The 24443-nt window shown below is 44.4% G+C and carries 22 protein-coding genes; 17 read left to right on the top strand and 5 right to left on the bottom strand.

Annotated elements, in window-relative coordinates:
* Positions 1–5 precede the first annotated feature (5 nt).
* Complete coding sequence (gene ftsA, locus GKS34_RS09690) at positions 6–1322, top strand: cell division protein FtsA (protein ID WP_163384621.1); 1317 nt, start codon at positions 6–8, stop codon at positions 1320–1322.
* A gap of 46 nt (positions 1323–1368) precedes the next feature.
* Positions 1369–2991 (top strand): cell division protein FtsZ, encoded by a 1623-nt coding sequence (ftsZ, locus tag GKS34_RS09695; RefSeq protein WP_163384622.1) that lies wholly within the window; start codon positions 1369–1371, stop codon positions 2989–2991.
* A 2-nt stretch (positions 2992–2993) separates the two neighbouring features.
* Here ftsZ and GKS34_RS09700 read toward each other — a convergent pair whose 3' ends face one another.
* Entirely contained in the window at positions 2994–3518 is a 525-nt protein-coding gene (locus GKS34_RS09700; protein ID WP_163384623.1) for an NADPH-dependent FMN reductase, read from the bottom strand.
* Between the two features lie 120 nt (positions 3519–3638).
* Here GKS34_RS09700 and GKS34_RS09705 point away from each other — a divergent pair, with 120 nt between their 5' ends.
* From GKS34_RS09705 to GKS34_RS09720, 4 genes are all read left to right on the top strand, one after another.
* A complete protein-coding gene (locus GKS34_RS09705; RefSeq protein ID WP_163384624.1) occupies positions 3639–4484 on the top strand; it encodes a purine-nucleoside phosphorylase in 846 nt (281 codons plus the stop codon).
* A 102-nt stretch (positions 4485–4586) separates the two neighbouring features.
* Positions 4587–5252: an SDR family oxidoreductase gene (locus GKS34_RS09710; RefSeq protein ID WP_163384625.1), complete on the top strand. Its 666-nt coding sequence runs from the start codon at positions 4587–4589 to the stop codon at positions 5250–5252.
* Positions 5253–5330: 78 nt separating this feature from the next.
* Positions 5331–6500 carry an FG-GAP-like repeat-containing protein gene (locus GKS34_RS09715; RefSeq protein ID WP_163384626.1) on the top strand — a complete coding sequence of 390 codons (1170 nt, stop codon included), beginning with the start codon at positions 5331–5333 and terminating at the stop codon, positions 6498–6500.
* A gap of 45 nt (positions 6501–6545) precedes the next feature.
* Positions 6546–7595, top strand: a complete 1050-nt coding sequence (locus GKS34_RS09720; RefSeq protein ID WP_163384627.1) for a DUF3500 domain-containing protein — start codon at positions 6546–6548, stop codon at positions 7593–7595.
* A 64-nt stretch (positions 7596–7659) separates the two neighbouring features.
* On the opposite strand, the gene GKS34_RS09725 is transcribed toward GKS34_RS09720, so the two are convergent.
* Positions 7660–8514 carry a glycoside hydrolase family 16 protein gene (locus GKS34_RS09725; RefSeq protein WP_163384628.1) on the bottom strand — a complete coding sequence of 285 codons (855 nt, stop codon included), beginning with the start codon at positions 8512–8514 and terminating at the stop codon, positions 7660–7662.
* A 38-nt stretch (positions 8515–8552) separates the two neighbouring features.
* The gene (locus tag GKS34_RS09730; protein WP_163384629.1) at positions 8553–9425 is read right to left on the bottom strand and encodes a sterol desaturase family protein; all 873 of its coding nucleotides are present in this window, start codon (positions 9423–9425) and stop codon (positions 8553–8555) included.
* 34 nt (positions 9426–9459) lie between these two features.
* On the opposite strand from GKS34_RS09730, the gene GKS34_RS09735 reads away from it, so the two are divergent.
* The 5 genes from GKS34_RS09735 (at position 9460) to GKS34_RS09755 (ending at position 15822) form a co-directional block, all read left to right on the top strand.
* Complete coding sequence (locus GKS34_RS09735; protein WP_163384630.1) at positions 9460–9711, top strand: hypothetical protein; 252 nt, start codon at positions 9460–9462, stop codon at positions 9709–9711.
* 35 nt (positions 9712–9746) lie between these two features.
* Entirely contained in the window at positions 9747–11681 is a 1935-nt protein-coding gene (locus GKS34_RS09740) for a fumarate reductase/succinate dehydrogenase flavoprotein subunit (protein WP_163384631.1), read from the top strand.
* Positions 11681–12409 carry a succinate dehydrogenase/fumarate reductase iron-sulfur subunit gene (locus GKS34_RS09745; protein ID WP_163384632.1) on the top strand — a complete coding sequence of 243 codons (729 nt, stop codon included), beginning with the start codon at positions 11681–11683 and terminating at the stop codon, positions 12407–12409. Before GKS34_RS09740 ends, GKS34_RS09745 begins: the two co-directional genes overlap by 1 nt.
* Positions 12410–12419: 10 nt before the next feature.
* Complete coding sequence (locus GKS34_RS09750; protein ID WP_163384633.1) at positions 12420–13952, top strand: Ppx/GppA phosphatase family protein; 1533 nt, start codon at positions 12420–12422, stop codon at positions 13950–13952.
* A gap of 127 nt (positions 13953–14079) precedes the next feature.
* Positions 14080–15822, top strand: coding sequence for a SulP family inorganic anion transporter (locus tag GKS34_RS09755; protein WP_163384634.1), 1743 nt, complete (start codon positions 14080–14082; stop codon positions 15820–15822).
* A 271-nt stretch (positions 15823–16093) separates the two neighbouring features.
* Here GKS34_RS09755 and GKS34_RS09760 read toward each other — a convergent pair whose 3' ends face one another.
* The gene (locus GKS34_RS09760) at positions 16094–16693 is read right to left on the bottom strand and encodes a superoxide dismutase family protein (RefSeq protein WP_240459262.1); all 600 of its coding nucleotides are present in this window, start codon (positions 16691–16693) and stop codon (positions 16094–16096) included.
* Positions 16694–17380: 687 nt separating this feature from the next.
* Here GKS34_RS09760 and GKS34_RS09765 point away from each other — a divergent pair.
* Both GKS34_RS09765 and GKS34_RS09770 read left to right on the top strand, forming a co-directional pair.
* Positions 17381–18025: an ureidoglycolate lyase gene (locus tag GKS34_RS09765; RefSeq protein WP_163384635.1), complete on the top strand. Its 645-nt coding sequence runs from the start codon at positions 17381–17383 to the stop codon at positions 18023–18025.
* Positions 18026–18213: 188 nt separating this feature from the next.
* Positions 18214–18423: a hypothetical protein gene (locus GKS34_RS09770; protein ID WP_163384636.1), complete on the top strand. Its 210-nt coding sequence runs from the start codon at positions 18214–18216 to the stop codon at positions 18421–18423.
* A 236-nt stretch (positions 18424–18659) separates the two neighbouring features.
* On the opposite strand, the gene GKS34_RS09775 is transcribed toward GKS34_RS09770, so the two are convergent.
* Entirely contained in the window at positions 18660–18872 is a 213-nt protein-coding gene (locus tag GKS34_RS09775) for a hypothetical protein (protein WP_163384637.1), read from the bottom strand.
* A 408-nt stretch (positions 18873–19280) separates the two neighbouring features.
* Here GKS34_RS09775 and GKS34_RS09780 point away from each other — a divergent pair, with 408 nt between their 5' ends.
* The 4 genes from GKS34_RS09780 (at position 19281) to GKS34_RS09795 (ending at position 24430) form a co-directional block, all read left to right on the top strand.
* Entirely contained in the window at positions 19281–20882 is a 1602-nt protein-coding gene (locus GKS34_RS09780) for a hypothetical protein (RefSeq protein WP_163384638.1), read from the top strand.
* A gap of 95 nt (positions 20883–20977) precedes the next feature.
* Entirely contained in the window at positions 20978–22213 is a 1236-nt protein-coding gene (locus GKS34_RS09785; RefSeq protein ID WP_163384639.1) for a M16 family metallopeptidase, read from the top strand.
* Positions 22210–22851: an O-methyltransferase gene (locus GKS34_RS09790; RefSeq protein WP_163384640.1), complete on the top strand. Its 642-nt coding sequence runs from the start codon at positions 22210–22212 to the stop codon at positions 22849–22851. Before GKS34_RS09785 ends, GKS34_RS09790 begins: the two co-directional genes overlap by 4 nt.
* Positions 22852–22855: 4 nt before the next feature.
* Positions 22856–24430, top strand: coding sequence for a LysM peptidoglycan-binding domain-containing protein (locus GKS34_RS09795; protein ID WP_163384641.1), 1575 nt, complete (start codon positions 22856–22858; stop codon positions 24428–24430).
* The last annotated feature ends 13 nt before the right edge of the window (positions 24431–24443 follow it).

The raw sequence follows: 24443 nt of genomic DNA on the forward strand, positions 1-24443 counted from the left end.
GCGCTATGGAAAACGAAAAACTCATTGTAGGACTGGATATAGGTACGACGAAAATCTGCGCGATTATCGGACGCAAAAACGAATATGGAAAACTGGAAGTTTTAGGTATGGGAAAGGCGGTATCCGATGGCGTGATAAGAGGCATCGTCACTAATATCGACAAAACCGTCAACGCCATCACCAAGGCCGTCAATGAAGCTTCTGAAATGTCGAATGTCGACATTGGAGAGGTGATTGTAGGCATCGCCGGGCAACATATCAGAAGCGCTATTCACCATGGAGTCATCATCCGAAATCCCAAAGACGATGAAATTACCGTAGAGGACGTCCGAAGACTGGCCAACGATATGGAAAACATCGTCGTTCCTCCCGGAAACAGCATCATTCACGTAATGCCTCAGGACTATACCGTAGACTATGAAGAAGGTATTCGGGATCCGGTGGGGATGTCCGGTGCCAGGTTGGAAGCCGATTTTCACATCATCACTGCCCAATCAGCAGCAATAAACAACATCGATCGATGTGTAAAACGGGCCAGCCTTCTATCCAAAGCCCTGATCCTGGAGCCTTTGGCCAGTTCACTTTCCGTGCTCAGTGATTTGGACAAAGAGGCCGGCGTATGTCTGGTAGATATCGGAGGCGGTACCACAGATGTGGCCATCTTTTACGAAAATATCATCCGGCATACGGCAGTCATTCCATTTGGTGGCAACATCATAACAGCTGATATCAAGGAGGGCTGCATGGTCATGCAGCATCAGGCAGAACTGTTGAAAACCAAATTCGGAAAGGCAATCGCTGAGGAAGCCAATCCCAATGAGATTGTATCCATCCCCGGCTTGCGAAACCGCCCGCCCAAAGAGATCTCAGTTAAAAATCTGGCTTCCATCATTCAAGCCCGTATGGAGGAGATCGTTGAAATGGTACAATCTGAAATTGCCACCAGCGGGGTTTACAAAAAACTGGCTGGGGGAATAGTTCTGACAGGCGGCGGATCCCTGCTACACGGCGTAGGTCCTTTATTTGAATACCTGACGGGCCTGGATACGCGGATAGGCTATCCCAATGAACACCTGGGCAAATCCAAAATAGAAGATGTAAAAAGTCCCATGTATGCCACCACCGTAGGCTTGGTGTTGGCCGGCTTCAAAGCCCTGGATGACCGGGAAGATACCTATAGACTGAAAGAAACCACCGGTAATATACCTGCAAGGAAAGGGTACCGACCGGATCATATGGGAAGGGATATCTTTGGCTCCATTACCAAAAAATTAAAAAACTTCATCACCGATGATATCAGTGATGAAAACGAACATTATTAATCAACCATACCGCAAACACTAGCCCAAGGCAGAAAAAGCATACATCATGAAAGACTATTCATTTGATATTCAAAAAAATCACCGATCGATCATAAAGGTCATCGGTGTAGGAGGAGGTGGTTCCAATGCCGTAAACCACATGTTCAACCAAGGCATAAAAGATGTGGAATTCGTTGTCGTCAATACGGATTCCCAGGCCCTCAAAAGCAGTCCGGTGCCATTAAAACTACAAATCGGCGCCCATCTCACCGAGGGACTGGGAGCCGGTGCCAACCCGGAAAAGGGAAAAAATGCAGCCCTGGAAAGTAAGGAAGAAATCCGTAAATTACTGGAAGACAACACCAAAATGGTATTCATTACCGCCGGAATGGGCGGAGGTACCGGAACTGGCGCGGCTCCTGTAATAGCAAAGATCGCTAAGGACATGGATATTCTTACGGTCGGTATCGTCACCGCTCCTTTTGTATTTGAAGGAAGAAAAAAAACATTTTCGGCACAAGCTGGGATCGAAGCCCTTCGGGAAAATTGCGACACGGTACTGGTCATCCTCAACGATAAACTCAGGGAAATTTACGGCAACCTGCCCATCCGCCAGGCTTTTGGCAAAGCGGACAACATTTTGAGCACGGCAGCCAAGTCTATCGCAGAAATCATCACCGAAACCCAAGATGTCAACGTCGATTTTGAAGATGTCAAAACCGTCATGAAAGATGCAGGAGCAGCAGTAATGGGTTCAGCCATGGAGGAAGGGGAAGACCGTGCCATCAAAGCCGCAGAAAAAGCCATATCTTCTCCCTTGCTCAACAATGTGGACATCAAAGGAGCCGAAAAAATCCTCCTTTCCATTATGTCCGGAGAAGACGAAGAACTTTCCATGGATGAGTTGGTGGAAATTACCGAATACATCCAAGACAGAGCCGGAGACATGGCGGATGTGATTTTTGGACAAGGCATCGATCCGGATCTGAAAAAAGCCATTCGGGTAACAGTAATTGCTACAGGTTTTGAAACCGATTCTTTGGCTGACAAAAATTTCATGCAGCAAAAGAAAAAAGAGGAGGACCTATCAAAAAAAGTGATCCATTTAGAGTCCGGCAAAACTTCGAAAGTAGACGAAGAAGTAAGTGCAGGGCAAAATGTGAATTTCACCGTCAAACAACCCCCTCAGCCCGCAGCGGAAGCGGAAGAAGAGACTACCGAAGAACGGAACCCAACCAACGAATCCAATTCCCAGAACGCAGCCCAATCAGAGCCCACAAAGAAAGATCCAGAAGATGAGGCTGAGGAATTTGAATATGTTTCCCGCGAACCTGCTCCGCAGCAAAAAAAGGTACTGACCTTATTTGATACTCCCGAAAGAGCGAGTACCAATGAAAGAACGAAAGAAAAAGAGGAAAACAACATCTATCAAAACGATTATTTTGAACAAATCAAGGAAAAGGCCTTGAAGCGAGCTCATGATAGGTTTGAAAAGTTACGTCAAATGCGTTCAATAAACCAGACTCCGGAAGAGTTTAAGGAAAAACTGGAAGTTCCTGCCTACCAAAGGAAAAATATCAAACTTCATGAAGTCCAACATAGCTCTGAAAGAAGCCTTTCCAAGTTTAACCTCAATGACGATAACGAGATAATTAGCAATAACCGGTTCTTACACGACAACGTAGATTAACTTTAAAAATCAATCAGCAATCGGGCCTGTTCTTGTAGTAGGCTGATGTATAATTTATTTGAAAGGTGGCCTTCGGTCATGTTTTCTTCAATTTTGGCCAATTTGATTTTATTGGCCAGGACATGCATTCCCAGGTAATTAAAAATATCGGTCAGGTGGCTTAGCCCAATGCTGCCACCTCCGATACCTGAGGAAATTCCCACCAGGGCACATTTCTTCGACCTGAAACTATTTGGGTAGGTCATTCCGTCTATAAAAGACTTCAAAATCCCTGGAAAAGAACCATTGTATTCCGGAACAATGAAAACGTATTTCTGCCCGCTTTTAACACGATTATGAATGGAGTTATAGGCTTTATTTTTGCCATTATTCTCATAGAGTGCAGTAAATACAAAATCATCCGGTAATTCGGTCAGGTTAATGATTTCGCTCTCCGCACCATTTTGACTCAGTATTTCTTGATATAACTCGGCCAATTTTGCCGAAACAGCATTTTTCCTGTTGGTGCTTACTATAATTTTGATCATATAGTATTGATTTAAGTTACATAAATACAAACGAGGCCCCCATAAAGTTTCCGAATTGTTATATTTGGTTGTTAACCGTTGGGCATTTCCTCCAGTCATTATTCGCTCTTTCAATTGATCATGCGTAAAGAACCAGAAATCACTTACACCGACAAAATTACTCACGCGGTGAATTTCCTTTCCCCTTTTCTTAAGGATATACCTGAAACCGGAATCATTTTGGGAACCGGTCTGGGAAGCCTGGTCAATGATATCGAGCCAATAAAAGAAATCCCCTACGAAGATATCCCCTATTTTCCCCTTTCTACCGTTACGTCTCATCATGGCAAATTAATTATTGGCAAATGGGGCACAAAAACCATCCTTGCTATGAAAGGCAGGTTCCATTATTACGAAGGTTATTCCATGAAAGAGGTTACCTTTCCCATTCGCATCCTGCGAAAACTGGGGGTCCTCAATCTCCTAATTTCCAATGCTTCCGGGGGATTGAATCCCGTCCAAAAGGTGGGGGATATACTGCTTATTCAGGATCATATAGATTTATTCCCTGAAAATCCCCTTCGGGGACCCAACCTGGGGCAATTCGGTGACAGGTTTCCAGATATGAGTCAGGCCTACTTTCCGACGTTTATCGAATGGGCGCTAGAGATTGCCAGAGAAAAAGACATTCCCATTCATCAGGGTGTCTATGCCGGGGTTCAGGGCCCCAATCTGGAAACCCCTGCAGAATACCGCTATCTTAGAATCCTTGGTGCTGATGCTGTGGGTATGAGCACGGTTCCAGAAGTGCAGGTAGCGGTTCATTCTGGAATGAGGGTTTTTGCCCTGTCTGCAATAACCGACCTGGGAAGCCCCGGAAATATTAAAAAAATTGATTTAAATGATGTATTACGTGCTGCGGCCAAAGCAGAACCGGCCATGCGCGAAATCATAAATGGGATTTTGAATAAACTCTACCCATCCTGATTTCTGGCAAATGGGATAGAAAATCCATCCTGAAATTTGCAATTGCACAGTACTTGGAACAATTTTTGGTCAAAATTTGGAAAACAAATAACTACTGAAGATATGGAAAAAGTATTGATTATTGGAGCGAACGGTACGACTGGGCGCATGATAGCAAAACGGTTGGTTTCTCACCCTAGCTATTCTCCGGTCGCCATGATTCGGGATAGCTCCCAGCAGGCCTTTTTTGAGAAATTAGGTGTAAAAACCGTTTTGGGAGATTTGGAAAAGGACTTCAGTGAAGCGTTTAAAGGAATTGACAAGGTGATTTTTGCTGCCGGTTCCGGTTCTAAAACTGGTAAAGAAAAAACCCTGGCAGTGGACAAACTCGGGGCGATCAAAAGCATGGACCTGGCTATGCAGCAGCAGGTAAAAAAATTTGTAATGTTGAGCGCCAGAGGAGTTGAAAATGCCGAAAAAGCAGATGAATCCATGCAACATTACCTGATGGCAAAAAAAGCAGCGGACGAGTATTTGAAATCTTCTTCCCTGCCCTTTGCCATCGTTCGCCCAGGAAAACTAACGAATGGCCCCTACACCGGAAAAATAAAGATTTCCGCAGTGTTTAATGAAAAAGGAGAGATTTCCAGAGAGGATGTGGCTGCGGTTTTGGTACACATGCTGGATCCTGCTATCGAAGGCCGACAAATATTTGAAATACTTGCCGGAAAAGTGGATATTCCCGAAGCAATAAATTTGTTTCTGAAATCAGGTCAGCCAGTAATTTAATCTTCTTACCGTCAGACAGGTAGTCATTTATCAATTTTTTGGTTAAATTTATTCAAACATAAACCCAAACCAAACAGCATGGTACATTGGCTCTTCTCCCTGGTAGTAATAAATGCTTTCAGTAATGACCCAAATCCCTCCTTTAAAACCCAGGTACTGGATGAACAAGTCGAAATAGGCTATGGTCTGGCCATCGGGGATGTCGACGGAGATGGCAAACCCGACATTTTGTTGGCTGATAAAAAACAATTCGTCTGGTATAGAAACGGAGACTGGAAGCGGTTCGTCATGATAGACAACCTAACCCAACGCGATAACGTGTGCATTGCGGCCAGAGATATTAATGGAGACGGGCAAGTGGAAGTGGCAGTTGGCGCCCAATGGAATCCCGGCGAAACGACTGATGAAATCCAATCAGGATCGGTGCACTATTTGATGCGCCCGAAAGATCCCACCCAAAAGTGGGAACCCGTGAAACTTCACCATGAACCTACTGTCCACCGCATGCGCTGGATAAAGGCAAAAAGTGGCCTCTTCCACCTGATCATGCTTCCCCTACATGGTCGTGGAAACTCCGGTGGTGAAGGCGCAGGGGTAAAGGTAATCGGTTACGAAATGCAGGACACGGAAGGAAGAGACTGGAGCCATTGGGTAATCGACCAATCCATGCACATCACTCATAACATGGAAATTGTACCCCATGACAACCAGGGCGAATCCTTATACATTGGCGGTAAAGAAGGTGTCAAAGCATTTCATTTTTCTAACGATCAATGGGAACCTCATCCAAACGGGGCCTGGCTGGTCAATGATTATGGTTTCGGAGAAATACGTGTAGGTAAAACGGCTTCTGGGCATCAATTCTTGACAGGAGTTGAGCCTTTTCACGGGCCAACCCTCTCAGCCTACCTTCCGAAGAACAACAATTTTTCCAGGGAAAACCTAAACCGACAGGTGCTGACAGCCGCCATGAATCAGGGGCATGGCCTGGCTACTGGCGATTTACTTGGCATGGGAAAAGACCAGATTGTCATTGGATGGAGAGAGCCAAATGATTCTGGGGAAACAGGGATTAAACTCTTTTATTCCTTACCAGATAATTCCTGGCAGGAGCATTGGGTGGATAAAAATGGCATGGCTTGCGAAGACCTGAAAGTAGCCGATCTCAATGGCGATGGAAAACCCGAAATTATTGCCTCTGGGAGAGCTACAGGTAACCTTAAAATTTATTGGAATACTAGTAACTGATTGGAAATTAACCTTTTCATCCTATTATCAATTAACCCTACCCTTATGACATACCTACTCAAAATTCCCCTTTGCCTGTTTTCCTTATTGGGTTCTATAGCGCACAGTTCTTCACAGGATTTGGCCCCTTTGGCAAAGGAATTTATCGGGAGCTTGGACACCGAACTGAAAGAGAAAGCCTGTTTTCCCTTTGACCATGAAGAAAGGTTCAACTGGCATTTTGTCCCCAGAGAAAGAAAGGGACCAACCTTTCACGATTTTAATGAGCAGCAGAAAGCAGCAGCTCTGGCCCTGATGCATGCTTCCCTTGGAGAACCAGGAGTTGAAAGAACAGAAGCCATTTTTACGCTGGAAAATATACTTCGGGAGGTTGAAAACCGGCCTGCCAATGACGATTACCGAGATCCTTTAAATTACCATTTTAGTGTTTTTGGAAATCCTGGTGGGACAAAAGAATGGGGCTGGCGCCTGGAAGGCCACCATTTGTCGCTTAATTTTTCCTCTGACAGACATACCATTGTCTCTTCGACACCTTCCTTTATGGGCTCCAATCCAGCTTTGGTCCTCTCTGGCCCGGAAATGAACCGACAGGTTCTGGCAAACGAAACCAATATGGGATTCGCTATGCTACATTCATTAACGAAAACGCAGAAAAGTACCGCTATCTTCGCGGATAAAGCCCCTTTTGACATCATCACATCCAATGATCGCAATGCCCAACTTTTGCAACCAATTGGCATACAGTATTCCGCGCTCAATCCGGAACAGCAGAAACTATTTCAGGAACTGATAACCCTTTACCTCTCCAGGTTCACGCCCGCTTACCAAGGACTACTTCAGGATCGGATCATAGAGCAAGGCTGGGGAAGTTTTGCATTTGCATGGGCAGGAAGTGAAATCAATTCCGTTGGAGAACCTCATTATTACCGCATACAGGGAGCGGATTTGCTGATCGAATACGATAACATTCAGAATAATGCCAATCACGTACATACCGTCATCCGAGACCTCCAAAATGACTTTGGTGGCGATTTGTTATTAAGTCACTACCAAAAAGATCACGGCCCGGAATCGAAGGAAAAGCAGGGGAAATAAAAACCTTGGGAAAAATTCGATGCAGGTTTTCTTTTCTGACAAATAATCAATTATTGAATTAGGTTTATTCTTTTTGATATACCCTCACATAATCCACCTGATAGGTAACTGGAAAGGCCGTGGAATCCGGATTCCCCCCATTACTCCCAATGGCTAGATTTAACAATAAGTAATGTGGCTGATGAAAGGGGTTCGTTCCATCCGGATTAACCGTTTCGGTAACATCTACCTCGTTAATCAACATGTCATCCAGGTAAATTTTTATGTATTCAGCTGTCCAGTCCAACTTCCAGACATGAAATTTATCAGGCCATTCCGGATCTTTTTGTAAAAGGTCGGATAGTGGAACTTTAGATTCATCCCATGCAGCCCGCTTTTCCGGATGGGCCCATGCCGCATTGGCTAGAATAGTGGGTTCACCATTTGCCAGGTAATATTCCATCACATCGATTTCTCCGTTTGCTGGCCAGGGTCCTTCCACGCCGAGGGTCCAGATAGCTGGCCAAAGCCCGGAGGCGGTATCTATTTTTGCTCTTACTTCCAAAAGTCCATACTGAAAGGAAAACTTTCCCAGGGTGTGGATACTGGAAGAGGTGTATCGCGAAAAAGGCCGGTTCTTTTTCCAGTCCCGACTTCCATCTTCAAAACCCGGGTTTTTTACCCTCTCCCGTCTTCCCTCGATAAGTAACAATCCCTTTTCCAAACGGGCATTATCAGGTTGGTACCACTGTAGCTCCTCATTCCGTTTAAAACCATGTTCAAATGACCAAAACCGGTGATCCGGTGCACCCTTTCCAGAAAAATCATCCGCCCAAACGAGTCGGTACCCCGGTTTATGGGGAGACGAAGCCCCTATCTGAGCTTGCAGCCGGACTGAAATAAAAAAAAGCAAGGTGCTACTTAACAATAGGTATTTCATCGGATTGAGGATTGAATGGGCAGAAAGATAGCTAAAAATCACCTTTTTTTCTTGTATGGGTAAGCTATCTGTTCCCAAAATGTCTTTGGGAATTTTTCCATGCCATCAAAACCTAAGGGAATGTCCCTTCCTTCGTGAGGAATGTAAGCGGTGCCAAATAAATAATCCCAAATACTTAGGGTCAGTCCGTAATTCACCCCATAAGATCCTTTAGGAAGGGTTTTGGCATGATGCCAGATGTGCATTATGGGGTTATTTAACAGGTATTTCAACGGTCCGTAGGTTATTCTGAGGTTGGCATGATTTAGATGTCCAATCGCCGTGGTGAAAATATGCACCAAAAAGAAGTCTGTCAGGCCAAACCCAATCATGGCCAGGGGAATGTATTGGGCACTTTTGTAAAGAATGGTTTCCATCCAGTGAAACCTCAGGTGAGCTGCAAATCCCATTTGCTCTACGGAATGATGTACTTTATGAAATTCCCAAAGCGCAGGAACCCGGTGCAACATACGATGAACGTTCCATTGAATAAAATCCGCTAAAACGAATAACAAACCAAATTGCGCCCACCTGGGCCAGGAACCGACCTCTAGGGCAACCAGATTAGTAATCCCAAATAGGCCAAGGAAATCATTGAAAGCCTCCACCGCTACATTGGAAATCGCATTGTAGGCAATCAAAGAAAATAGGAAAAAGTTAAAAAACATGTAAAACCCATCCAGCCAGAAATCCTTTCGTAAAGCAGGCTGACTTTTTCTCCAGGGAAAAACCAACTCCAGCAACCACACCGCCAGGGAAAGACCAATCAACCACCAGAAATAATTATTCCAGGAAGGATACATGATCTCATCCACCAGGTAGGTGAAATATCCGTAGTAGGCGTCCGCTATTATTTTAATGTATTTTTCCATTATTTATACGCAATACATAACAACCATTTATTTTGTGAAATTCAAACCACTCCTAATTAGGAAAGAACAGTACACTTCAAAGAGGCCGGTCAGAAATCCAAGCTTCCAGTATCCAAACCCAAAAATACCTAAGGGAGGGGCATTTTCAACTAAAACTGGTTTTCAGTTTTACAAGGTAAAATTAGTAAGGAAAAATCATCCAATCGGTGACAGGAGTTACAATAGCCGTCTCGGCAATAAATTCATATCCCTGGGCCTTGCATTGGGAACACTGGAGATATTTTAGTATTATTAATCTATAACAGCAGTAAAATAGTTTTCATGTATTTCAGCACAGACACCGCGACGACCCCATTAGCTAAAATTCCAGAAGGAGACTTAAAGGATAAATGGAGTAATTTCAAAACCCAGGCCCGTTTGGTGAGTCCTAACAACCGGAAAAACTACCGGATTCTGGTGATAGGAACCGGACTTTCCGGAGCTTCGGCAGCCGCTTCGCTGGCAGAACTTGGTTACCAGGTGACCAGTTTTTGCTTCCAGGACTCCCCCAGAAGGGCCCATTCGGTAGCAGCACAAGGCGGCGTAAATGCTATGAAAAATTACAAAAACGACGGTGATAGCGTATTTCGGATGTTTTATGACACGTTGAAAGGGGGAGATTTTCGTTCCCGGGAAGCAAATGTCTACCGCCTAGCCGAATGCTCTGCCTCGCTCATTGATCAGGCAGTAGCACAGGGAGTGCCTTTTGCCCGGGAATACAGTGGGTATCTCAGCAACCGGTCTTTTGGCGGCGTTCAGGTAAGCCGGACATTTTATGCGAGAGGACAGACGGGTCAGCAGCTTCTTCTAGGAGCCTATCAGGCTATGATGCGTCAGGTTCATTTGGGTAAGGTTACCTGTTACAGCCGGCACGAAATGCTAGATCTGGTCACGGAAAATGGTGTAGCCAAAGGGATTTTGGTGCGAAACCTGGATACAGGAGAAATCAGCCGGCACGGGGCGCATGCTGTCGTATTGGCTACCGGAGGATTTGGAAAAATTTACTATTTGTCTACCCTGGCCATGGGTTGCAATGGATCAGCCATCTGGCGGGCTCATAAAAAAGGGGCTTGGGCTTCCTGTCCCAGTTGGACGCAGATCCATCCGACCTGTCTGCCTCAATCTGGAAACCATCAGTCCAAACTGACACTCATGTCCGAATCCCTGCGAAACGACGGCAGAATATGGACCCCACGGGTTAAAAATGAAAACCGAAAGCCCCAGGATATTCCGGAAGAAGACCGGGATTATTATTTAGAGAGAAGATATCCTTCTTTCGGTAACCTGGCCCCGCGAGACATCGCATCCAGAGCTGCCAAGGAGCGGATTGATGCCGGACATGGAGTGGGTCCTTTAAAAAACGCCGTTTACCTGGATTTCAAGGATGCGATTGCCAATCAGGGAAAAGAGACGATCGTAAAAAAATACGGAAACCTTTTCACCATGTACGAAAAAATTACTGGCATTAATGCCTACGAGCAGCCCATGATGATTTCGCCTGCAGCCCATTTTTCCATGGGAGGTCTTTGGGTGGACTATGAACTCAGTTCCAGCATTTCCGGCTTGTATGTCATTGGGGAAGCTAATTTTTCAGACCACGGAGCCAACCGACTGGGGGCAAACTCCCTGCTTCAGGCGTGCGTAGACGGCTACTACATTTTGCCACAAACCCTGCCCCATTACCTGGCCCAACTGAGTAAAAGTGAAAAACCAGATACAAATACTGCCGCCTTTGAAGAAAGTGAAAACCAAATGAGAACGCAGCTCAGGGAATTATGCCAAATAAACGGCAGCAAAACAGTGGATCACTTTCACCGGGAACTTGGCAAAATTCTCTATGACAAATGCGGTCTTTCCAGAACCGAAAAGGGGCTTACTGCTGCGATCGAGGCAATTCGCAGCCTTCGGCAGGAATTTTACCAGGATTTAAAAATCCCTCAAAATGAAAACGGTATTAACGAGGAACTGGAAAAAGCCGGCAGGGTGGCCGATTACCTGGAAATAGGCGAATTAATGTGTATTGATGCGTTGAGCAGAGAAGAATCCTGTGGTGCCCATTTTAGGGAAGAATACCAGACCGCGGATGGAGAGGCCAAAAGAAATGACCGGGATTATGCCTTTATTTCCTGTTGGAAATCAGGAGATCCAAGCCCGGTGCTTATCAAGGAACCATTACATTTTGAGTTTACAAAACCTACCGAAAGGAGTTACAAGTAATGAATTTCAAATTAAAAATCTGGCGGCAGGAAAATCCCAAAACCAAAGGGAAGCTGGTTGATTACGAGGTTAAGGATATCTCCGCAGACACTTCCTTTCTGGAAATGTTGGATCAATTAAACGAAACCTTAATTCTTAGAGGAGAAAATCCGGTTTCTTTTGATTCTGATTGCCGGGAAGGAATTTGTGGGCAATGCGGCCTTTTTATTAATGGAAGAGCGCATGGACCTTTAGACCAAACCAGTACCTGCCAATTGCACATGCGATCCTTCAAAGACGGGGAAACTATTTACGTGGAACCTTTCCGCTCATCCGCTTTCCCTATCAAAAAAGACCTACGGGTAGACCGGCAGGCGTTGGACAATATAATTGCCTCGGGGGGATACATTTCGGTATCTACCGGACAAGCACCGGAAGCAAATCAAACGCGCATCAGTAGTGACGAGGTAGAAAGTGCATTTGATGCCGCTTCCTGCATCGGATGTGGTGCTTGTGTAGCCTCCTGCAAAAACGGAAGCGCGGCCTTGTTCACCGCGGCAAAAATCAGCCATTTGTTTCAATTGCCTCAGGGGAAAATAGAGCACAAAAAAAGAACCCAAAACATGGTAAAGGCCATGGACCAGCTGGGATTTGGGGCTTGTAGCAATACCGGAGCCTGTGAGGTGGAATGCCCACAAGGAATCTCCATACGCCACATTGCCTTGATGAACAAAGAATATTGGAAATAACCAGGAAAAAATGAATCTGGCAGCAATAGATATCGGTACCAACAGCATTCACATGATCATCGTGAAGTTGCAACCTGAAAGTCGTTTTGATATTTTAATGCAGGAAAAAAGCATGGTCAAATTGGGAGCAGGCGTTTTCGCGAACAACGAACTGAGCCCACAAGCCCTTGATATGGGTGTGGAAACCATCAAAAGGTACGTGCAACTGGCTGACCAGTACGGTGTGGATGACATCATTGTAAACGCAACCAGTGCCAGCCGTGAGGCAAAAAACGGTAGGGAATTTCTAGACAGGTTAATTCATGAGGCAGGTATTTCTCCCAGGCTGATTTCAGGAAAGGAAGAGTCTCGCCTGATTTTTAAGGCAGTTAAAAAAGCGATCTCTATCAGAAAAGAAAAAGTTCTGGTACTGGATATCGGGGGAGGCAGTACGGAAGCTGTCGTGGGTGATGAAAATCAGGTTTATTTTGGAAACTCAATGAAACTGGGAGTGCTTCGTTTGCTGGATAGAGTGGGGCATCAGGAACCATTGTCAAAAAAAGAGGAAAAGGCATTAAATCTTCACATTCGGCAGGCAGCGTCGAAAATAATGGAAAAAGCATTGGAAACGGGTTTTGATAAAGTCGTGGGCACCTCTGGTACCATCCGATCCCTGGCAGAAGCCTGCCTGGAAAAAAGCCAGAATCCTTCTCCTGAAAGTGTCAACGCAGAAGAAATCCACGTAAAGGACCTGATCAAACTCCGGGACAAATTATCAACAGCCAGCCCCGAAATCCGTGCCACCATTCCAGGCATCAGTTCCAATCGGGCAGACGCGATTCACCTTGGAGCGATTTTACTGGTAGCATTGCTCGAAATGGCCAAAACCGAAAAGATTACGATTTCGGATGCCTCTCTTCGCGAGGGCATGATCCTGCAGTACATCGAAAAACACAAGCTGCAAATTGGCGAGGAAAACCAGGGGAAAAACTTGAAAGAAAAAAGTTGCTTTTGGCTGGCCAATCGCTTCGAAACGGAGTTGGATGCCAAGAAACACATTTCAGGGCTGGCCCTGCAGCTGTTTGACCAGCTCAAACACCTGCATCAGGCCGGAGATATGGAACGAAGTCTTCTTTACCATGCTTCTCTTATTTTTGATGTGGGACTTTATGTGAAATTCCAGGATTACCACAAACATTCCCGGTACCTTATCAACAACAGCCAACTCCGGGGATTTACCAACGAAGAGGTCTTGCTATTGGGTCATTTGGCAAGATACCATCGGAAAAAAGGTCCCAAAAAAAAACATAAAAAGTTTAAAAAATTATCTTCCACACAACGAAAACAAGTCAAATTACTGGCAGGCATTTTAAGGATTGCAATAGGCCTGGATAAAACCAAAAACCAATGGGTGCAAACCGTCTACTGCATCCCTACGGCATCCAAAATCCAAATACAGGTTTTTGCAGAGGAAAATATTGCACTCGAACTATGGGAAGCCCAGCGGTTTTCAGATACCTTGACTAGCTACCTAAACAAGGATATCGAACTGATCGCTGGCTGATACCATACCTGCTTGTGATAAAGATCACTTATTTTAAAAGAGATTTGGGTCAAATTTGTAGTTCATAGATTCTATTGCCCAAAAAGAGGTAGGATCATTATATAGAAGTGTACAAAAGAAGACTCCGATGGAAATAAAAAAATATTTACCCTTTTTGCAATGGCTCCCCCATTACGATAAAACGTATTTAAAGGGGGACTTATCTGCAGGCATTACGGTTGGGATCATGCTAATCCCACAAGGTATGGCTTATGCCATGCTGGCCGGTCTGGAACCCATACACGGATTGTATGCGGTCACGGTTCCTTTGCTATTATATGCAATTTTTGGCAGTTCAAGACAACTTGCAGTAGGACCCGTAGCCATGGTATCCCTGTTGACCGCCGCCGGCATCAGTAGTCTGGGACCCGCATCTCCGGGCGAATATTTACTGTATGCGCTCACCCTGGCGTTTTTGGTGGGATTGGTCCAATTTTCAATGGGAGCACTTAAGCTGGGGTTTGTTGTAAATTTTCTTTCCCACCCCGTTATTAACGGCTTTACCTCAGCAGCAGCGATTATCATTGGGCTAAGTCAAATTAAGCACCTCTTTAAAATCAACCTTCCCAATAGTGAGCATATCCAGGAAATGCTAATGGCTATTTACCAAAATATTGGAGATATTCACTGGCTCACCTTTGGTATTGGATTGCTGGGAATCGTTATTATCAAATTTGGCAAAAAAATTCATCCGGCACTTCCCGCGCCCTTAATTGCGGTGGTGGTAGGAATTCTGCTGGTCTGGGGCTTTGGATTAACGCAAAGCGGAGTAAAAATTGTGGGAGATGTTCCGAGCGGTTTGCCTGGCTTTTCCATGCCCTCATTTGATATTAGCGGCTGGTCAACGCTGCTTCCCATTGCACTTACCATCTCTCTGGTAGGCTTTGCAGAAAGTTTCGCAGTGGCAAAAACCATTCAGGCAAAACACAAGAATTACAGGCTGGATGCCAACCAGGAGCTAATGGCATTAGGTCTCGCCAATTTTGGTGCTTCCTTCTTCCAGGGGTACCCTGTTACCGGAGGTTTTTCGAGAACTGCTGTTAACAACCAGGCAGGAGCAAAAACAACCATGGCTTCCGTAATCAGTGCCTTTCTGATCCTACTCACACTACTGTTTTTTACCGGTTTGTTTTATTACCTACCCAGCGCCATTTTGGCGGCTGTGGTGCTGGTGGCCGTGGCAGGTCTGATAGATCTCAAGGAGCCTGTCAATCTCTGGAAAAAAGATAAAACAGATTTTGCCATGCTAATCGCCACCTTTCTAATTACCCTCACCATGGGTATTGAGACAGGAATTATCGCTGGTATGGTTCTTTCGCTGCTGGTGGTGATCTACCGAGCTTCCCGACCGCACATGGCACAATTAGGTCGTGTGCCTGGTACCCAAATATACAGAAATATCCGGCGATTTTCTGATCTCGAACTCAACCCAAATCTGCTGATTGTTCGAATTGATGGCCCCATTTACTTCGCTAACGTGGAATACATTCGAGACAAAATGAGCCAATGGCTTATCGAAAGAAATCAACAAACCAAAATGATCATCTTCAATATGGAAAGTGTCACCAGTATGGACAGCACAGGTGCCCATGCACTCTATGAATGGATAAAAGACTGGCGGGCGGAAAAAATTGATATATGTATTACCGGAACAAAAGGGCCAATCCGGGACGTATTGAACAAATGGAATCTCATTGAATGCGTTGGCGCCGACCATATGTTTATTGACGACCATTCTGCTACGTCCTATTTCGAAAAAACACTAGACACCAAAAATAGGGAACACCTGGCACCCTATGCCTTACAAAGCAATATTGAAAAGAAGAAGTAGTAGCCTGGGTTGGAAGACAACCAGCAGTAAATGCTGGATGAATGGAATTCAAAAATAACAGCTTACCATGTAAGGGGATAGAAAATAACTTTCTGCCCCCTTCATTCCTTTCTGAACTGAGAAGCACTTACACCAGACCACTATTATTAATTCTCATTAGCATTTGAAAAATCCATTTCATAACTACGGCCTATTTAACGGATGACAAAAAATAAATCCCGATGGAAATTCCATCGGGATTTATTTTTGTAGGATTATGTTCCTTTCGGAATTAATTTCCTGCCTGAATCACACCACAAGCCACTCTGGAACCTGCAGCCCCGGAAGGTTGAGATGTGAAGTCATCGGCATCGGCATGGATAATAACGGCTTTATTGAGGATATCCGAATCGGACCCATCACCGATAGTCCATCCTTCTACTTCCATTTCAAGTGTACCGACGCCATCGTCTCCGACTACCATGTTGTCAATATCTCCACTATGGTATCCATTTTCACCTCTTTTCCCATGAGGATCTCCAGTTGGATTCCAGTGACCTCCGGCAGAAGTAGCATCAGCTGCACTACAATCGCCATTCTCATGAAGGTGCAGGGCATGTTCTCCAGGACTGAGGTTTTCGACGTCCATTACCAGACGAACCTTGCCATTTTCCAGGCTGGTAAATGTTGCGGTACCGGTTACATTGCTACCACTAGCACCGGACAAAATGGCAACAGCGGATTTGGTTTCCATTTCAGGAGCCGCCATCTCATTGGTTTCCATTTCCTGCTCCATACTTGTTTCTTCTCCGGAATTATTGTTTCCTGGCCCACAGGCAAAGGCAAAACCGGTAATTCCTATTGCAAATAAATAATTTACTGTTTTCATCATAATCATTTTGTTTTAATTGATTAATGGTTAAAGATAAATACAGAAAAAAATGTGCCAATTGTTACAATAACCAAATATAATTGAAATTGATTGGTATAGCAGTTTGCAAAATCCAGTGTTTGCCTTCCGCAGAATGAATTAATACCTGTTTAAAAACTAATTCTCTACACAGATTTCTGGGTGAAAAATAAAAAAACCTCACTTCAAACTTAATGGTTTATTAATACGCTCTCAAATAGATGCATTTTTCTAATTCTTTAACTTCACCCTCAACTAAGTATTATTATGAAATCAAGGCTTTGGTAGCAATTCAAAAATACTGAGATGAAGACATTAGGTGGTTTCTCTTCCAATAGTCAATTTTCATGATTTTTAAAAATAGGTTATCCCTTTTAAATCATTGAATTTTAAGGAATTAATCACCCTAAGAGGTTAGATAAAATTAATCAAATGGTTAAAATTTACCCGTATTGATGATGGGTTAGCGATGACTTTTTAAAGAAAAGATAAAATAATAGGTCTATATTGGTTTCAAGTAAAAAAAGTAGTAGATCGATGATTATTTTTTTCCCTGGTTGGCCCGAAATGCTAGTCGATATTCCTTAGATTATCTGCGGATTTATAGCCAATTTCTTTATTTTTAACTTTCGCCTAATCAATAGGTAATCACACCTTTCCACATCGAAAATGAAAATTGACTATAAAAACCCACAGGTCCCACACGGAATCGATACGGTAAAAGTGCCTTTGGTTCAGGCTACCGAAACCTCATTGAAAGGGTTCGGCAGGCTGGTCAGCAAAGACGAATACCGACACTTCCCGATTGAAATTGTCCGTTGGCCGGCTTCCGGTTGGCGGAAAATAGACGAAGGTACCGGAGACGAGGCCGGAACCGTTTCAGGTGACTTTGAATTTTACTGGGAGGGCGATTTTTTCAGAGGTAAAAACCATGCCGTAGGTTCGGAGTACTTATTTGGTTGGAGTAAGTTACCAGAAATGGCAGACCCAGGTTCCACCGAAAAACCAACAGAGGTATTGCTATGGCATGCCAATTATCACCCTGACGGCGGGCAATTGTTTTTTCCGCTTGATGGAAAACCGTTTATTACAGCCTTGGCTTTACCTGGCGACGGGGCCAGACCGGAGGATTTTGTAGCGTTTAAGGTGACCGGAGGGAGGGGCTTGTATATTCACCCAAATGTATGGCACGAAGCCATTGTCCCATTGGAAAGGAAAGCCATATTCTATGACGAACAGGGAGCGATCCATGCCCGGGTAAGCATCCACTTCCCGGATGAATTCGGAGTGCTGTTAAGCATCCCCCTTGAATGACTTTCTCACATTGAAATAAGGATTTCAGTCCTTTTTTTGCCTATTCATCCCAATACCCTTCTTATTTCTCTAAATACCCACTTAATACATGGAACTAGTCAAGTCCAGTATTTTTATATGGAAAAATAGCAATCCGGCATCATTCTTGGTCAAATATAACTTAAGTTAACGAATAAAATAAACCCAATATGTTTGAGAATTATTATGTAAATACCAACGCCCAATCCAATGGAGACCATGAGGTACACGTGGAAAGTTGTGATCATCTTCCGGAATCGCAAAACAGAAAAGCATTAGGTAGATTTACCAGGTGTCAGGATGCGGTCAAAACTGCAAAAGAAGCTTACCAAAATTCCAATGGCTGTTTCTACTGCTGCCCCGCCTGCCATACCAGTTAATTTATTTTTAAGTTCTTAAGGTATTGCCTTTTTGCAATAAAAAGGTTTTATAAACCAAAAAACGATGGATTTACTCCTCGTTCACCTATGTAGGAAAAGGAGTTGAGCAGACGGACCCAGGAAAGGCAGAATACCTACCAAGCTCCGCGGAAATCAACAAAAAATACCGCCCACAAGCCTCCTTCATCGGAAGGCTGGTGAGCGGTAATAACCGAAATATAAAACCGTTTAAAAAATCAAGCCAGCACTTCCTGACCTGAGTCTCTGGAAACTTTCCAAAGCAAATAAACAAACCCTGACTGAGGGACCAATACCAACAAAATCTGCGGAAGTAAAGCTCCCGAACCCAGCGTTAAATCCAGGTTACTAATACTAGCAATCGCTAAGATTAACGAAACCGACACCAGCGCAAACAGATTGGCCAACACTAATTTTGTTTGATTTTTCATAATAAATAGAATTAAAAATTTAACCTTAAAAACCGACTATTTTCATATCTAAAAGCCTATTCCATTGCTAAGGTCGCGTTTAAAATTAGAATAACCAAACCCCTAACTAAGATGAAAATCAACTCATTAACACCATTTTAATTACAAAAAATGAATAATGTAAATCGATTCCTATAAACTGCATTTCACTTCAGAAAAATAAATTAAAAAAACTTAACTTTTTTCTGACTCACCTTACCAGCCAGAATTTTTACGAAAAAGCTGCTGATACCTACCCAAATACCTCTTTATACGAAACCTTGTTCAATTTTAAAATAATAGGAAAATAAAATTATATTCTGTATTTTTACTAATCATCAATAACAAAAGCTTAGATTTATACTTATATAGAATTTTATACTAATAAAAATGGTTCTGATCCGGAAAATAATGCTTTTGGTGCTCCTGATTTTGGGATTTTCCATTCATGGATTTTCCCAAAACCAAAGTGACCTTCTGGACCTGAGGGATTGCAGCAATGGTTGCACTTCCAGCAATTATACAATAGAATCGGTATATCTGAGTGACGCCAGCGGGACTCCCATCACCAATTCCCTGCTTACCTGTACTCCAGGTGTGGAGCAAACCACGTACATTTCCTTTACTTACACTACTAGTTCCGGAAGTCCTGTGGATAACGGCCGTTTGTTCGCCGATCTGGTGGTGGGAGACTCTTCCCTGTATTTAAATTATTTCTTTGGAACAATTCCCTCTGCCAAAACCACTTCCGATACCCTGACCCTTTCCCAATTTCCATTATCATGGACATGCGGGGAGGTAGTAATCCTCCAAAACCCACTTTTGGCCTGGACAACGAACGCGCAGGATTACTCAACCAGCTATGCTTGTAATGACTACCCTGCTGCCCAATGCCAGAAAACCATAGATATTGTAGTGGATGCTCCTCTGGCCGTGCAATTTGAATACAGTGCCGCCTGTCCGGTGAGTGGCAGCTCTGAAGTTACTTTTACCAGTACCACCAATGGCGGAAGAGAAGCCTATCAATACAATTGGGCCTTTACCAATGCTGTCAGTAGCAGTGCTACCGTGGCAAATCCTGTAATCCAATTTAATGGTCCGGGAACGGCCGAACTGACGGTCACCGACGCCAATGGAACTCAAAACACTTTCAGCTCGGCGGTGGACGTCCCGGTAACAACCGATCTGACAGCTACCCTCACCGACCACACTGACGATGAAAACCCAAATGGAGCCATAGACCTGACCATGGTAAGCAGTGGAGCGTATACCTTTGCCTGGACAGGGCCGAATGGATTTAGTAGTAGCCAGCAAGATCTCATCGACCTGATAGCCGGAGAATACACCCTTATTGTGACCGATGCTTTTGGTTGTACCAGTACCTGGAATTTTGAAGTGTTGTATTTCGGAGCCTTGCCGATTACCTGGGGAAAAGTAGAAGCCCGGGTTCAACCCGACCCCAGCACAGTTACCATAAAATGGACTACGTTAAAGGAAAGGGAATCCAGCCATTTTGAAATTCAACGAGCTATTGAGGACATAGCTAATTTCGAAACCTTGGGAGTAATTTCCAGTAAAGGAAACAGCAACGAACTTACTCAGTACCAATTCGAAGACCGATTGACAGCCAGCACTGGTCACCGGGTTTTTTACAGGATTTGCCATTACAACATGGATGGAAGCTATGAATTCAGCCAAACGGTAGCAGCAGATGTCACCCAAATCGCGAAAGGAACGAAACACTGGGTAATTTATCCAAATCCCTGGCAAGAAGAGACCTTGTTCCTGAGTTATCGGGGACCAGACCTACTTTCCAAGACTCCACTCCGTATAAAAATCATTGGCCCAGGAACCTCGATTGTGGTCAAAACCGAATGGAACAGGGCTCCACTTGAATTGGACCAATGGGCGCCCTATTTTCCAAGAGGCCTGCTAGTAGTTGAAATTCATTATGCTGGCAAAATTCAACGACTAAAATTAATCCATAAATAAACCATTCAGAAAATAATCGCCTTGGGTTCAATTTTTCATTTTCCCGGTTTCTTTCCCCATATTTGCTGTTATTTTTGTGTCTTGGAAAGCGTAGCATGGTATATCAGATTAAAGAATTAGCAAACGGAATCAGAATTGTACATCAGGAAGTAAACAGCACCCGACTGGTACATTGTGGGTTTATACTGGATATCGGCAGTAGGGATGAAAAAAAAGAACAGGAGGGGTTGGCCCATTTTTGGGAGCACATGGCTTTTAAAGGCACTGAAAAAAGAAAGGCTTTCCATATCATCAACCGACTGGATTCGGTAGGCGGCGAATTGAATGCCTATACGACCAAGGAAAAAATCTGTTTTTACGCAACGGTATTGCGGCAGCATTGGACAAAGGCGGCAGAACTGCTTTGTGACATCACTTTTAACAGTACCTTCCCAGCAAGACAAATCGATAAAGAAAGGCAGGTGATATTGGAGGAAATGGCCATGTATAGAGATTCTCCAGATGATGCCATTCAGGATGAATTTGATAAGTTGCTTTTCCCAGATCATTCCCTGGGATATAATATTCTGGGAACTGAAAGTACTGTCGGCCGATTTAGCCAAGAGGATTTTCTGAATTTTGTAGGCCAGCATTTGGACAGTTCCCGGGTCGTATGCTCCGTAGTGGGAAATATTAGCTTCCAAAAAGCCCTTCGGACCTTGGAACCGCTGCTAAGCAGCATTCCTGCTACAAAAAGCTTGGCAAAAAGGCAGCCTGTCAACGGATACGAACCATCGACAGGCATTCAATACAAGGAGATTACCCAAACACATTGTGCCTTGGGAAAACCTGCCTTGTCCATATTCGATGAAAGGCGATTTAAACTTTATTTGCTCAACAACATATTGGGAGGCCCCAGTATGAATTCCCGGCTCAACATGGCACTGCGGGAAAAGCATGGCCTGGCCTACAGCATTGAGTCCGTTTATCAAGCCTTCACCGATACAGGGTTCATAGGAATTTATTATGGGACCGAAGAAAAAGCGGCGGCAAAGGCCAGAAAAATTGTCTTAAGGGAAATTCAGAAAATTCGGGAGAAAAAGCTGGGGATCATGCAACTTCATATGGGCAAGGAACAAACCATTGGACAGATGGCCATGGCTGAAGAGAACTACTCCGGCCTGATGCTGGTTTATGGAAAGAACCTGCTGGACAAGGGAAAAATTGAATCCCTGGAAGAAATTTTCAAAAAAATCAGATCCTGTACAGCGGAGGAACTGCAGGATTTAGCTAATGAAGTGTATGATGTGGATCGCTTCAGTTTTCTTACTTATTTACCCAAGCCGATATGATAAGCGAAGACTTATGGGAATATTGTGAAGCTCACAGCAGCCCTGAAGATGAATTACTTGCACATATTACCCGTCAGACCCACCTGAAGGTATTGAAACCCCGCATGCTTTCAGGGCCATTGCAGGGAAAATTTTTGGAAATGCTGGTCAAAATGAGTGGTGCCAGAAAGGTCTTGGAAATTGGAACTTTTACCGGTTATGCTACCATCTGTATGGCCCGTGGGCTTTCTGAAGAAGGAATGATTATTACCTTGGATATCAACCGGGAACTTGAACCCATGGTCCGTGAGTTTTTCTCGCAATCGGGATTGGAAAACAAAATCGATTATCGATTGGGAAATGCCCTCGAACTGTTGGCCGAGACAAAAGAAACGTTTGACTTTGTATTTATAGACGCAGACAAACAAAACTATATCAATTACTACGATCTGGTCGTTGAAAGGCTGGAACCGGGAGGCTGGATTGCAGCCGACAATATTCTTTGGTCGGGCAAAGTGCTTGCCAGAAACCGGAAAAAGCTCGACAAAGACACGGCTGCCATCATGGCGTTCAATCAAAAAGTACTGGAAGATTCACGGGTGGAAAATGTCGTATTACCCATTCGGGATGGCATCATGCTAGCAAGAAAGTATCACTAATACCATGAAGACAACATTTTTCTTTGGTTTCCTTTTTACTATTTCCAGTTTCTCAATCGCGATTGGGCAGGTACCACAAGTGCCTCAAACCATCTATTTTGCGGGCATGACTCTTCGTCTGAATGGTGCCCTGCAAAATGAGATTCAGGCCGAGGTTAATGCTCAGTACCGAAGTCCTTCTCATTTTCAGACAAAACTGGATCGGGTCAATCTCTACCTTCCCATCGTCGATCGGGTTTTACGCGAAGAAGGGGTCCCAACCGACTTTAAATACCTGGTCATCCAGGAAAGCAGCCTGATTTCGGATGCCGTCTCTACGTCAAACGCGGTCGGTTTCTGGCAATTCAAACAAGGTACGGCCGAGGAAGTATCACTCCGGGTAGACCGGGAAATTGACGAACGAAAAAACATCGTTTCCTCCACCAGAGGGGCTGCCACTTATCTGAAAAAGCACCAGAAATACCTGGACAACTGGGCCATCACACTCGTTTCCTACCAAATGGGTCTTGGCGGAGCCAATAATTACTTCAAGGGTCGCTATAAGGGGCAACGCGAAATGGACCTGGACCGAAAAACGTACTGGTACCTAAAAAAATTTCTGGCCCATAAAATAGCTTATGAAGGCCAAATGGGTAAAACCGTTAGCAATGGAGATTATTTGCACGAATACCCTGTTAAAGGACCTACCGATTTAAAAGCTGTTGCAAAAAGACTTGGCGTGAGTGAAAGTCATCTCAGGAATTACAACAAATGGGCCAGCCGTGGAAAAATTCCTGGGGATCGTACCTATGTAATTACCTATATTCTGAACGGAATTGTTCCGGAAAGACCGGTACTGGTAAGCAACCCACCTGTGGCCACTGACGATGGGTTGGTGCCCTTGCGGAAAAATGCTCGGGGATTCCCGAAGGTGAGCGGCAATACCGCAAATGCCAGTCAGCCCAGGGAAATCGAAATCAATGGTATTAAGGGGATTTTAGCCACTAGCAGCAGCCAAAGACAACTTGCCTCTCAGGCTGGGATTAGCGAAAGAAAACTTAGACGTTCCAATGATTTAAAGCCAACCGATCCGGTACAGGCCGGCAGGTACTATTATACCCGAAGAAAAAAGAGTAAAGGAGAGCCGGCTGAACATGTTGTACAGGTGGGCGAAACCCTTTGGGGCATATCCCAGCTATACGGAATCCGGCTTCACTCCCTCATGGCAAAGAACCGGGTCTACCGCGACGAGCAACTTATGCCCGGAATGGTGTTGCGCTTACGGAAGTATTACAAAAGAAATGAAACAGTTGCCCGGGTGAAATTAACTCCTGCAAACCGCCAGGCGACCACCCCGCCGCCTGTACAAAAAAAAGAAAGCCAGACTACTCCTATTGCCCCTCCTACGTCCAGAAAGGAAATTAAGGTGCCAATACAGGAGCCCACTCCGCGGGTATTGGAACATCTGGTTGAACCCGGCGACACCCTTTATGCCATTTCGAGAAAATACGGAGTCACCGTGGACGAGTTGAAGGTCTGGAATCAAATTGGCCAGGACAATGTCCTTTCTGTGGGACAAAAACTGGAGATTAAAAAATAAATCAAAGGAAATG

This window comes from Cyclobacterium jeungdonense (genome assembly GCF_010994275.1).
Taxonomy (GTDB): Bacteria; Bacteroidota; Bacteroidia; order Cytophagales; family Cyclobacteriaceae; genus Cyclobacterium; species Cyclobacterium jeungdonense.